The organism is Achromobacter sp. RW408 (assembly GCF_003184165.1).
Taxonomy (GTDB): Bacteria; Pseudomonadota; Gammaproteobacteria; order Burkholderiales; family Burkholderiaceae_B; genus Achromobacter; species Achromobacter xylosoxidans.
Genome location: NZ_QHHO01000022.1, coordinates 214126 through 227028, shown reverse-complemented (window position 1 = coordinate 227028; position 12903 = coordinate 214126). Strand labels below are relative to the sequence as shown.

The window sequence follows — 12903 nt, the reverse complement described above, 5'->3', positions numbered from 1 at the left end:
CATGGAATTGTTCGCAAGTTTGAGCTTTTTCGGCGGCGCCTTGTTCGGCGGGCTGGGCCTGTTGGCATACCGTTCGGTCGGCATGCCGCTGCGCATCGGTTATCGCCACATCATCGGCGTGATCTGCCTGGGCGTGTGGATGGCGGTGTTCTGGGCGCGTCCCTACCAGCCCATCGCGCTGCTGGCCATCTCGGGCAGCGCGCTGTGGGCCATGCGCCGCAACTACATCCCGACCTGGCTGGCCGTTGTCATCACCATGACGCCGCTGCTGCTGGTCAAGACGGGCGTGTCGCACCTGGGCGCGATGCTGGGCCTGTCGTTCGCCACCTTCCGCGCCATCGACGTGCTGCTGTTCGCGCCGCGCAACGAGCGCGTGTCGCCACTGGACTACTTCATCTACCTGTTCTTCCCCCTGACGCTGCTGGCCGGCCCGATGTACCGCTGGCGCAATTTCCAGGCCGACCTCAAGCGCGGCTATGAAGGCGTCAACCTGAACACCTGGCTGACCGGCCTGGAACTGATCATGCTGGGCGTGATCCAGAAGTTCGGCCTGGCCGAGCTGATCTGGCGCTACGGCTTGTCGACCCTGGACGCCCACGATTATTCGTTCACCGGCGTGGCGCTGAACGCCTCGCTCTACAGCGCCTACCTGTTCTTCGATTTCGCCGGCTATTCCACCATGGCCATCGGCATCGGCATGCTGTTCGGCTTCACCCTGCCGATCAACTTCCGCAACCCGCTGGCGACGCTGAATCCGCAGGACTTCTGGCGCCGCTGGCACATCAGCCTGTCCGAATGGCTGCGCGACGTCGTGTTCATGCCGATCTACAAGGCGCTGAGCAAGACCTCGTTCTTCTCGCGCCACCGCCTGGCGGCGCAGAACATCGGCATCTTCGCCACGCTGTTGGCCATGGGCGTATGGAACGGGTTGTCGGTGCACTACATCGTCAGCGGCCTGATGTTCGGCGCCTATTCGGTCGGTCACAACCTGCTGATCAACGCCGCCCGCACCCGGCCGGCGCTGCAGGCCACGCTGGCGCGGCCCGTCATGCGTTTCCTCGGACGCGTGCTCACCCTGATCCTGGCCGCCCTGGCGCTCTACGTGTTCAGCGGCCGCAGCCCCATCTGACGCCGGGAGTTTCGGCATGCGTTTCGACCTGAAGACTTTCCAGTTCATTGACTCCGCGCGCGCGCCCGACGCGCTCGCGGTGGTCGGCGCCGACCGCAGCCTGACCTGGGCGCAACTGCGCGAGGAGGCCGAGGCCTGGGCCGCCCAGGCGCGCGAACACGGCGCCGCGCCGGACGTGCCGGTGGCCATCTATGGCCACAAGGAAGCGTCGTTCTTCGTTGCCATGGTTGGCGCGCTGCTGATCGGCGCGCCATTCGTGCCGGTCGATACCATCTACCCGCCGGAACGCCTGCGCCGCATCGTCGAGATCGTGCGCGCCGCCGCCGTCTACGACGCCGCGGCCGGGGGCTTCGAGCCGGGCGAGGGCGCCGAGCTGGCCGAGCGCGGCCTGGCCTACGTCATGTTCACGTCCGGCAGCACCGGCGACCCCAAGGGCGTGCAGATCGGCCGCGAAAGCGTCGGCCTGCTGGGCGACTGGATGCTGGGCAGCTTCGGCCTGGGCGAGGCGCCGGTGTTCATGAACCAGGCGCCGTTCAGCTTCGACCTGTCGATGTACGAGGTGTTCGCCACGCTCGCCGCCGGCGGCACTTGCGTGCTGAACTCCCGCGAACAGATCGGCGCGGCCGCCACCTGGATGGGCCGGCTGGCGCAGAACGGCGTAAGCGTGTGGGTGTCGACGCCGTCGTTCGCGCACCAGCAACTGGCCAACCGCGACTTCTCGCCGGCCACGCTGCCGACGCTGCGCACCTTCCTGTTCTGCGGCGAGCCGCTGCCGGCCGCGCTGGCGAAGAAGCTGCGCCAGCGTTTCCCGGACGCGGTCATCCTGAATACCTATGGCCCGACCGAGGCCACCGTTGCCACCACCTGGATCGCCATCACCGATGCCGTGCTGGCGATGCACGACCCGTTGCCGGTCGGTCATGCCAAGCCGGATTGCGAGCTGCGCATCCAGGACGGCGAGATCTGCATCATCGGCGCCCACGTCATGCGCGGCTACCTGAACCGCCAGGACCTGAACGAGACCAAGCTGTTCGTGGCCGAGGATGGCCGCCGCGGCTTTCGCACCGGTGACCTGGGTGAGTTGGGCGCGGACGGGCTGCTGTTCTGCCGTGGCCGCATGGATGACCAGATCAAGTTGAACGGCTATCGCATCGAGCTGGCCGAGATCGACGAGGCTTTGCATGGTCTGCCGGGCGTGGCGGGCGGCGCCTGCGCGGTGCTGCGCCGGCCCGATGGCACGGCGGTGCGCCTCATTGGATTCGTTGCCGGCACGGCCGCGGGGCGGGATGATGCCTGCCTGCTTGAGCAGGATGCGCTGTCGGGTTGGAAGGAGCGGCTGGCGCAGCGCCTGCCGCCCTACATGGTTCCGTCCGAGCTGGTGGCCTGCGTGGCGCTGCCCATGTCGAACAACCACAAGATCGACCGCAAGAAGCTGATCGATATCTACGCCGCGATTCCGGCGTAGCGCGCCGGTTGCGGCGCATGGCGGAAAATGGCCCGGGCGGTATTGCCGGGCCGTTTCCGTTTTTTCAGACGCCCATCAGGCCGTAGCTCAGGCGCGCCAGGACCATCAGGAGGACCTGCGCCACGATCAGCAGTACCAAGGGCGAAAAGTCGATCGAGGTGCGCGGCAGCAGCCGGCGGATGGGATCCAGCATCGGCGCGGTCAGCGCCTGCAGCAGCGGCATCATGGGCGCCATCGGGTTGACCCACGACAGCACTGCCTGGATCAGGGTCAGCCACACGATCAGGTTCAAGGCCCACTTGAGCGCCATGAGCAGCGCCGACAGCATGGCCGAAGGCAGCAATGCGGCCGGGATCAGCGCGCCGATGGCGACCAGCCAGATCAACACCAGATAGACCAGCGCCGACAGCCAGGTTGCCACCAGGCTGGTCCAGTCGATCTTGTTGCCCGCGGGAATGATCTTGCGCAGGGGCAGCACCAGCCAATTGGTGGCCTGGTAGATGACGCGCGCCAGCGGGTTGAAGGGATGCAGCCGTATCGCGTGCATCCAGGCGCGGGCGATCAGGGCCGCGCCGAACAGCGTGAATGCGATTTCGAGCAGGAAGCGGAGGATTTCACCGAGCATGGACGCTATCTACCTAATGAAGACGGCTTTTATTGTCTCACGGCAATGCGGCAACGGTGGCGTCCTGCCCCTCGAGCGGGCGTTCTTTCTTGCGGTAGGCGCGCCAGGCGGCCCGAAATAAAAACCGCCTGGCCAAGGCCAGGCGGTTTGAGGCACTGCTGCCGTTGTGACCGGTCCGATTACGGACGGCCACCCGTCGGGAACGGCCACGACGCGGCGGGGTTCAGCGCGGTCTTCGCGCCCGGAGCGGCTGCCGTGGACGGCGGCGTGACGGGCTTCTTCGGAGCGGCTTTCTTCGCAGCCGGCTTCTTGGCAGCGGCGGGCTTCGCAGCCGGCTTGGCAGCGGGCTTCTTGGCGGCCGGGGCCTTCTTGGCTACGACTTTCTTGGCAACCGCCTTCTTGGCGGGGGCCTTCTTGGCAACCGCCTTCTTGGCGACGGCCTTCTTGGCTACCGCTTTCTTGGCGACGACCTTCTTGGCAACCGCTTTCTTGGCGGGGGCCTTCTTGGCTACCGCTTTCTTGGCGACGGCCTTCTTGGCAACCGCCTTCTTGGCGACGACCTTCTTGGCCGCTGCCTTCTTGGCTACCGGCTTCTTGGCCGCGACTTTCTTGGCGACGGCCTTCTTGGCTACCGCTTTCTTCGCGACCTTCTTGGCGGCCGGCTTCTTGGCGGCAACCTTCTTCACCGCCGGCTTCTTGGCGGCGACCTTCTTGACGGCTACCTTCTTGACGGCAGCTTTCTTGGCCGGAGCGGCCTTCTTAGCTACTGCCTTCTTGGCGGCGGGCTTCTTCACCGCTTTCTTTACGGCTTTCTTGGCTGTTGCCATGGTCATGCTCCTTAGGTTCAGGGGTCCCAGAACTTAAACCCGTGCCCCAATCCGCCAACAAGGCGAACCGTGCCCGGGCTATTCATCGGCGCATGCCGCTGTTCTGTGCGAGCAACAGCTACTACGGTTTGCGCTAATGAATTCGGCACAGCCATTTGATATGGCCCCCGCTCCTTTGGCGCGAGCCATTTCAAATGGCGCCGGTGGGCAGCCTGATCACAGACCGCCTACCGCTTGTTCTACGTGTTCGAAAACACCCTGACCTGGGAGATCGCCCTCAAGGCCTGGCGCGAACGCGACGCTCTTGCAAGAGCGTGCCCGCGCCGGGCCCGAAGGCGAACTGCGTTACTCCCAGCTCAGCGTGCCACCGGTTTGGTATTCGATCACGCGAGTTTCAAAAAAGTTGCGTTCCTTCTTAAGGTCGATCATTTCCGCCATCCACGGGAAGGGATTCTCTTCCTGCGGGTACAGCGGTTCGATACCGATTTGCTGGCAACGACGGTTGGCGATGAAGCGCAGGTAGGATTTGAACATGGGAGCGTTCAAGCCCAACACGCCGCGCGGCATCGTGTCTTCGGCGTAAGCGTATTCGAGTTCGACCGCTTTGCGGAAGAGTTCTCGAATTTCTTCGCGGAATTCCGGCGTCCACAGATGCGGATTTTCCAGTTTGACGGTGTTGATCAGGTCGATGCCGAAATTGCAGTGCATGGATTCATCGCGCAGGATGTACATGTACTGCTCGGCCGCGCCGGTCATCTTGTTCTGGCGACCCAGCGCCAGGATCTGCGTGAAGCCAACGTAGAAGAACAGGCCTTCCATCAGGCAAGCGAAGACGATCAGCGACTTCAGCAGCGTCTGGTCAGCTTCGGGCGTGCCCGTCTTGAAGTTGGGGTCCGCGATCGCGTCGATGAACGGAATCAGGAACTCGTCCTTGGCGCGGATGGACGGCACTTCGTTGTAAGCGTTGAAGATCTCCGCTTCGTCCAGGTCCAGGCTTTCGACGATGTATTGATAGGCGTGCGTGTGGATGGCTTCTTCGAAGGCCTGGCGCAGCAGGAACTGGCGGCATTCGGGGGCAGTGATGTGGCGGTAGGTGCCCAGCACGATGTTGTTCGCGGCCAGCGAGTCGGCCGTGACGAAGAAACCCAGGTTGCGCTTGACGATGCGGCGTTCGTCCTCGGTGAGCCCGTTCGGGTTCTTCCAGAGGGCGATGTCGCGCGACATGTTGATTTCTTGCGGCATCCAGTGGTTCGCGCACGTGGCCAGGTATTTCTCCCATGCCCACTTGTACTTGAACGGCACCAGCTGGTTGACGTCGGTCTGGCCGTTGATGATGCGCTTGTCGGCGACCTTCACGCGTTGCGAGGTGGCGTTGCCGCTGGCCGTCAGGCCGGCCGCATGCTGCGGCGCGGCCGGGGTCGGCATGGCGGTGTCGCCGAACACGCCGGTCGCCGCCCGGACTTCGGGCGCAGCCTGCCCGCCCGCCGCGGGCGCGGGGGCTTGTGCAGGTTGCGTGGCGAGGGTGTCGTCTTCCCAATTAATCATGATTCATTCTCCGGAGGCGGTTATTGGCAGGCTTCGCACTCTTCGAAGCCGGGGTCGCCCGGCCGCATGGTGCAAACCGCCCCGAGAACTTCGGGTTCCGGCAAAACAGGTGCAGCGGACACGGGGGCGGCGGCGGAAGTGCCACCGGCGCTGACGGCGTTCAGTTCGCCGCCGCGTCCCGTCGACTTCTCGGCGCTGGTGGCGCCAAGGGTACGCAGGTAATAGGTCGTCTTCAGGCCACGCTTCCAGGCCAGCTTGTAGGTGTCGTCCAGCTTCTTGCCGGAGGCGCCGGCCATGTAGATGTTCAGCGACTGGGCTTGATCGATCCACTTCTGGCGACGCGAGGCGCATTCCACCAGCCAGCTCGGTTCGACTTCGAACGCGGTGGCGTAGAGTTCGCGGAGTTCGGAAGGTACGCGATCGATGCGGGACAGGCTGCCGTCGAAGTACTTGAGGTCGGCGACCATGACTTCGTCCCAGAGACCGAGTTTCTTCAGGTCACGCACGAGGTAATCGTTAACGACCGTGAACTCGCCGGAGAGATTCGATTTGACGTACAAGTTCTGGAAAGTGGGTTCGATGCACGCAGATACACCAATGATATTGGAAATAGTCGCGGTTGGGGCGATTGCGATGCAATTGGAGTTGCGCATGCCATGTTGTTTGATGCGCGCGCGCAACGCATCCCAATCGAGCGTGCTCGATTCATCGACCTCGACATGACCACCGCGTTCGTCACGCAGCATCTTCAACGTGTCTTGCGGCAGGATGCCACGCGACCACAGCGAGCCTTCGTACGATTGATAGCGGCCACGTTCTTCGGCCAGCAGGCTCGAGGCCCAGTAGGCGTGATAGCACACCGCTTCCATCGAGCGGTCGGCGAATTCAACGGCGGCTTGCGACGCGTACGGCACGCGCATCATCTGCAGGCAGTCCTGGAAGCCCATGATGCCCATGCCCACCGGGCGATGGCGCGCGTTGGAGTTGCGGGCCTTGTCGACGGCGTAATAGTTGATGTCGATGACGTTGTCGAGCATGCGCATGGCGATGCTGACGGTGCGCTTGATCTTCTCGTGGTCGAGTTCGAAACCGCCGCCAGCGGCCGGCTTCATGTGCGCGACCAGGTTCACCGACCCCAGGTTGCAAACCGCGATTTCCGATTCGTTGGTGTTCAGCGTGATCTCGGTGCACAGGTTCGAGCTGTGGACCACACCGACGTGCTGCTGCGGCGAACGGATGTTGCACGGATCCTTGAACGTGATCCACGGGTGGCCGGTTTCGAACAGCATCGACAGCATCTTGCGCCACAGGGTCAGCGCCGGCATCTTCTTGAACAGCTTCAGGTCGCCGCTGGCGACGCGCGCTTCATAGCCGACGTAGGCTTCTTCGAAGGCCTTGCCGTACTTGTCGTGCAGGTCGGGGCAGTCGGACGGCGAGAACAGGGTCCATTCGCCGCCTTCCATGACGCGCTTCATGAACAGGTCGGGAATCCAGTTCGCCGTGTTCATGTCGTGGGTGCGACGACGCTCGTCGCCGGTGTTCTTGCGCAGTTCGAGGAATTCCTCGATGTCCAGGTGCCACGATTCCAGGTAGGTGCAGACCGCGCCCTTGCGCTTGCCGCCCTGGTTCACCGCCACGGCGGTGTCGTTGACGACCTTCAGGAACGGGACCACGCCCTGGCTTTCGCCGTTGGTGCCCTTGATATGGCTGCGCAGCGCGCGCACCGGGGTCCAGTCGTTGCCCAGGCCGCCGGCGTACTTGGCCAGCAGAGCGTTTTCCTTGATGGCGTCGTAGATGCCTTCCAGGTCGTCGGAGACGGTGGTCAGGTAGCACGACGACAGCTGCGAGTGCAGGGTGCCCGAGTTGAACAGCGTCGGGGTCGAGCTCATGAAGTCGAACGACGACAGGATCTCGTAGAACTCGATGGCGCGGGCTTCGCGATCGGTCTCGCGCAGCGCCAGGCCCATGGCCACGCGCATGAAGAACACCTGCGGCAGTTCGATGCGGGTGCCGCGGATGTGCAGGAAGTAGCGGTCGTACAGGGTCTGCAGGCCGAGGTAGCCGAACTGCAGGTCGCGCTTGGCGTTCAGCGCCTTGCCCAGCTTGGTCAGGTCGTAGCCGGCCAGGTCGGGCGACAGCAGGCCGCCTTCGATGCCGCGGGCGATGAAGGTGGGGAAGTACTCGGCGTAGCGGGCGGCCATGCCGTCCTGCGAGACTTCCTCGCCCAGCACTTCCTTGCGGATCGTGTGCAGCAGCAGGCGGGCGGTGACCTGGCTGTAGGCCGGGTCCTTCTCGACCAGCGCGCGCGCCGACAGGATGGCGGACTTGAACACTTCGTCGACGGGGATGCCGTCGTACAGGTTCTTGACCGTTTCCTTCAGGATGGCTTCGGAGTCGATGAATTCGGCCAGGCCTTCACCGGCGGCGACGATGGTGGCGCGCAGTTCGGCGATGTCCAGCGGACGGCGGACACCCGCGTCCGTGACGTGCAGCACGTTTTCCTGCGGCACGGCGTCGACCTTCTGCTGGCCTTCGGCGGCCGCGGCGGCGGCGCGTTCCTGGGTGCGCTTCTCGCGGTAGAGCACGTAGGCGCGGGCGACGTCGTGCTGGCCCGAGCGCATCAGGGCCAGTTCGACCTGGTCCTGGATGTCTTCGATATGGAAGGTGCCGCCACCGGGGCGGTTGCGCACCAGCGCGTTGACGGCCTGGGTCGTCAGTTGTTCAACCAGCTCGCGCACGCGGGCCGAGGCCGCGCCCTGGCCGCCGTTGACGGCCAGGAAGGCCTTGGTCATGGCGATGGCGATCTTGCCGGGTTCGAACCCGACCACCGAGCCATTGCGGCGGATGATGTTGTAGCTGGCCCATTGCCCGCCGTTGGCGTCGGCAGGGGAATCGGTTTGCGAGGGCGGCACGGCCGAGGGCCGGGTCACAGAGGCGATCGTAGTCTGCATGGAAGCTCCTGTGCGAAAAGCGCGTAGATAGCGACATGACGACGTCATGTCAGGTACGAAATTGGATCTTATTGAGGGGGTCGCAACGCTTGGACGGACGAATCCGCATGGCGTGGCCGACGAGTATCAGCGGTTAGGCGACCACAAGATGTAGTGTAGCACCCCTCGTTGGACACTAATTCTAGTGATCGAGTACGACAGCTACAAGAAGAAGATAGGATCAGGTTCCCAAAACATTGTTACTAAATGCACTGGGCGCGCCTAGCAAGGCGCGCCCAGGAGAATGCCGCTCAGCGCGAGTGTTTATGCGGTTTTCCGCAGGGGTACATCGCGCGGGGCAGGCGCCGTATAGCTTTGCATCAAGCGGGCCAGCTCCGTCCTGTACTTCTCGACGTTCGCAGCCTTCACGTGGCCGAAGCCGCGGATGGTTTCTGCAAGGGCGGCGATTGTAGCCGCTTGCGCCAGGTTGTCGCGGTTCAACCCTGCGAGCAACTGGTCTATGGTCTGGCGGTATTCGCCCACCAGCGCGCGCTCCATCTTGCGTTCGGCGGTGTGGCCGAACGGATCGAACCAGGTGCCGCGCAGGCGCTTGAAGCGGGTCAGCAGCTTGAGCGCGGTCATGGTGCGCGGGCCCAGCGTCACCTTGCGCGGCACGCCGGTGCGCGGGTCCTTGCGCGCGAAGATCGGCGGCGCCATGTGGAAACGCAGGCTGTAGTCGCCCTCGAACTGGCCCTTGAGCTGGGCCTGGAAGGCCTCGCCCGTATAGAGGCGGGCGACTTCGTATTCGTCCTTGTAGGCCATCAGCTTGAACAGTCCGCGCGCCACCGCCATGGCCAGGCGCGGCGTCCTGGCGTCGGGCGCCAGCTCGCGCTCGCGCGCGGCGACGCGTTCGACCACCTCGCGGTAGGCCTGCGCGTAGGCGGCGTCCTGGTAGGCGGTCAGGTCTTCGACGCGGCGCGCCACGGCGCGCTCGAAGGTTTCCGGCACATGCAGTTGCACCACCTGGGCGCGCGGGCGCAGCGCGCCTTCCAGCGCTTCGGGTTGGTGCGCGGCCAGGCGGCCGCTGTCGAAGGCCGCGCGGTTGGCGGCCACGGCGACGCCATTCAGTTCGATGGCGCGGTTGATGGCGGCCTGCGACAGCGGCACGCCGCCGCGCTGCCAGGCGTAGCCCAGCATGAACATGTTCGACAGGATGCTGTCGCCGAACAGCGCCAGCGCGGCCTCGTGCGCATCGATGGCGGCGGTGTGCTCGTCGCCGGCGGCGTGGCGGATCTTGGCCAGCAGCGCTTCCGGCCGCATGGCGGCGTCCGGGTTGCGGGTGAAATCGGACACCGGGGCGACGTAGGTGTTGACGGTGACCTGCGTGTGGCCGCGGCGCAGCGCGCCGAGCGAGTCGGGCGCCACGGAGGCGACCGGATCGCACAGGATGGCGGCGTCGGCCTGCTGCCAGTCCAGGCGCACCGGGCCGGCGGCCGCGCCCGCGGGCGCCAGGCGGATGTGGCTGACGACCGTGCCGCCTTTCTGCGCCAGGCCGGTCAGGTCCAGCACCGCGGCCGACAGGCCTTCCAGGTGCGCGGCCATCGAGACGATGGCGCCGATGGTGATGACGCCGGTGCCGCCCATGCCCGCCACCAGCAGGCGGTAAGGGCGTTCCAGCGCCGGCGGTTGCGGCAGCGGCAGTTGCTGGATCAGGCGCTGCAGGCGTTCCTGGTCGGCCTTGGGCGCCGCGCTCTTTCTGGGCTTGCCGCCCATGACCGAGACGAAGCTGGGGCAGAAGCCTTCGGCGCAGGAGTAGTCCTTGTTGCAGCTGGACTGGTCGATGGCGCGCTTGCGGCCGTAGGGCGTTTCCAGCGGCACCACCGACAGGCAGTTCGATTTCACGCCGCAGTCGCCGCAGCCCTCGCACACGGCGCTGTTGATCAGCATGCGGCGGGCCGGGTCGGGGAACTGGTTCTTCTTCCTGCGGCGGCGCTTTTCGGCGGCGCAGGTCTGGTCGTGGATCAGCACGGTGACGCCGGGGATCTCGCGCAGCTCGCGTTGCAGCGCGTCGAGGTCGCGGCGGTGGTGCACCTTGATGCCGGCGCCCAGGTCCACGCCCTGGTATTTCTCGGGTTCGTCGCTGGTGACGACGATGCGGGCGACGTTCTCGCCGCGCAGTTGCTGGCAGATCTGCGGCACCGAGATCGGTCCATCCACCGGCTGGCCGCCGGTCATGGCGACGGCGTCGTTGAACAGGATCTTGTAGGTGATGTTGGCCTTGGCGGCCACGGCCTGGCGGATCGCCAGGTAGCCGGAGTGGTAATAGGTGCCTTCCCCCATGTTCTGGAAGATGTGCGGCATCCTGGTGTAGCGCGACAGGCCGATCCAGTCGACCCCTTCGCCGCCCATCTGGGTCAGGCCGCCAGTGTCGCGGTCCATCCAGGCGGCCATGTAGTGGCAGCCCACGCCCGACAGCGCCTGGCTGCCTTCGGGCACCTTGGTCGAGGTGCTGTGCGGACAGCCGGAACAGAAGTAGGGCCGGCGGCGCATGCCGTCGGCGTCGTTGGACAGCATGTCCTGGCAGTCGAAGGTGGCCAGGTCGACGCCGGGCTGCAGGCCGGCGCTGCGCGACAGCCATTGGGCCAGCGGCCGCGCCAGCAGCGACGGGCGCAGCTGGCCGGCGGACGGCACCAGCGTCTCGCCGTCGAAACCCTTCTTGCCGACCACGGTGGCGCGCTCGGGCAGGTTGAACAGCAGGTCCTTGAGCTGGGTCTCGACCACGGCGCCTTTTTCCTCGATCACGAGGATGTGCGACAGGCCGCGCGCGAACTCGAGCATGCGTTCGGCGTCCAGCGGCCAGGTCAGGCCGGGTTTGTAGATGCGCACCGGCGCGTTGGCGGTGACGGTGTCCACGCCCAGGCGCGACAGCGCTTCCATCGCGTCCAGGTGGGCCTTGCCGACGGTGACGATGCCGACGGTGGCCTTGGGCGCCGGACAGGTGAGGCGGTCGATGCTGTGGCGGCGGGCGAAGGCGGCCACCGCCTTCATGCGCAGGTTCATGCGGGTTTCGACCGCCAGCGACAGGAAGTCGCGGGCGGAGTATTCCAGCGCTTCCGGCGGCAGGTCCGGATCGGCCGGCATGTCGTAGCTGAGCACCGGCGCGGGCGTGAAGGAGTGGCCGCTCTCGATGGTTTCAGAGACGGCCTTGAAGGCGACCCAGGTGCCGGAGTGGCGCGACAGGGCCCAGCCCCACAGGGCGAAGGTTTCGTATTCGTCGATCGAGGCCGGGTGCACGATGGGCATCTGCCAGCCGATCAGCGAGGCCTCGCTGGCGTGCGGGATGGAGGAGGAGACGGCGGTGTGGTCGTCGCCCACCACCACCAGCACGCCGCCATGGCGCGAGGCGCCGGCGGCGTTGCCGTGGTGCAGGGCATCGCCGGCGCGATCCACGCCGGGGCCCTTGCCGTACCACATGGCGAAGACGCCATCGACGTTGCGGTCGGCACGCATGCCGGCCTGCTGCGTGCCCATGACGGCGGTGGCGGCCATGTCTTCGTTGATGCCGGGCAGGAACGAGATCTGGTTGGCGTCGAGCGCCTTCTGCGCCTTCCACATCGCCATGTCGACGCCGCCCAGGGGCGAGCCGCGGTAGCCGGAGACGAAGCCGGCGGTGTTCAGCCCGCGCTCGCGATCGACGCGGCGCTGGGTCAGCATGATGCGCACCAGGGCCTGGGTGCCGGTCAGGAAGATGCGGCCGGTCTGGCGGGTGAGGTTGTCGGCGAGCTGGTAGTCGAGGTCCAGCGCGGGCTCGGGGGCGGGGGTGCCGTCCATCATGAATGCTCCTGTAGTCGGCACCATGATAGGTTCGCGAGGCATCGGGTTTATTGCGTTTTCGGATCGTGCTATCCCTATAATTCGCAATGAATATTTCGTGTTCGCGGAATTTCGACCCAAAAAGGAGACAAGACGATGGACAAGACCGATATCGGCATCCTCAAGGCCCTGCAGGAGGATGGCCGGGCCTCGGCACAGCAGCTGTCGGACAAGGTGGGGCTATCGGCGGCGCCGGTGTGGCGGCGGGTGAAGGCGCTGGAGGCCAGCGGCGTGATCCAGGGTTACAGCGCGCAGGTGGATCGCAGCAAGGTGGGGCTGGGTTGCATGTTTGCGCAGATCAGCCTGGAGCGGCATTCGGCGAATACGGTGGAGAACTTCGAGCGGTCGGTGCGGGATGCGCCGGAGATTCTCGAATGCTATGCGGTGACGGGGGATTCGGATTTTCTGCTCAAGATTCTTGTGGAGAGTCCGGAGGCTTATGACCGGTTCTTGCATCGGTTCTTGTTCAATATGCCGGGGATTCGGCAGACGCGGACGATTGTGGCGTT

Annotated in this window: 8 protein-coding genes; 3 read left to right on the top strand and 5 right to left on the bottom strand. The window is 65.4% G+C overall.

Features of this window, described 5'->3' with window-relative positions; genetic code table 11:
• Position 1 precedes the first annotated feature (1 nt).
• Positions 2-1129 (top strand): membrane-bound O-acyltransferase, encoded by a 1128-nt coding sequence (locus DK459_RS03265; protein WP_006388612.1) that lies wholly within the window; start codon positions 2-4, stop codon positions 1127-1129.
• Between the two features lie 16 nt (positions 1130-1145).
• Positions 1146-2594, top strand: coding sequence for a D-alanine--poly(phosphoribitol) ligase (locus DK459_RS03260; protein ID WP_024067684.1), 1449 nt, complete (start codon positions 1146-1148; stop codon positions 2592-2594).
• A 64-nt stretch (positions 2595-2658) separates the two neighbouring features.
• Here DK459_RS03260 and DK459_RS03255 read toward each other — a convergent pair whose 3' ends face one another.
• The 5 genes from DK459_RS03255 to DK459_RS03235 form a co-directional block, all read right to left on the bottom strand.
• Entirely contained in the window at positions 2659-3219 is a 561-nt protein-coding gene (locus tag DK459_RS03255; RefSeq protein WP_006388614.1) for a YggT family protein, read from the bottom strand.
• Positions 3220-3398: 179 nt separating this feature from the next.
• A complete protein-coding gene (locus DK459_RS03250) occupies positions 3399-4046 on the bottom strand; it encodes a histone H1-like DNA-binding protein (RefSeq protein ID WP_006388615.1) in 648 nt (215 codons plus the stop codon).
• A gap of 345 nt (positions 4047-4391) precedes the next feature.
• Positions 4392-5591 (bottom strand): ribonucleotide-diphosphate reductase subunit beta, encoded by a 1200-nt coding sequence (locus tag DK459_RS03245; protein WP_006388616.1) that lies wholly within the window; start codon positions 5589-5591, stop codon positions 4392-4394.
• Positions 5592-5611: 20 nt separating this feature from the next.
• Complete coding sequence (locus DK459_RS03240) at positions 5612-8542, bottom strand: ribonucleoside-diphosphate reductase subunit alpha (protein WP_024067687.1); 2931 nt, start codon at positions 8540-8542, stop codon at positions 5612-5614.
• A gap of 303 nt (positions 8543-8845) precedes the next feature.
• Entirely contained in the window at positions 8846-12352 is a 3507-nt protein-coding gene (locus DK459_RS03235) for an indolepyruvate ferredoxin oxidoreductase family protein (protein WP_054499726.1), read from the bottom strand.
• Between the two features lie 138 nt (positions 12353-12490).
• Here DK459_RS03235 and DK459_RS03230 point away from each other — a divergent pair.
• Positions 12491-12903, top strand: a 413-nt coding sequence (locus tag DK459_RS03230; protein ID WP_110134592.1) for an Lrp/AsnC family transcriptional regulator, incomplete at its 3' end; no start/stop codon positions are given.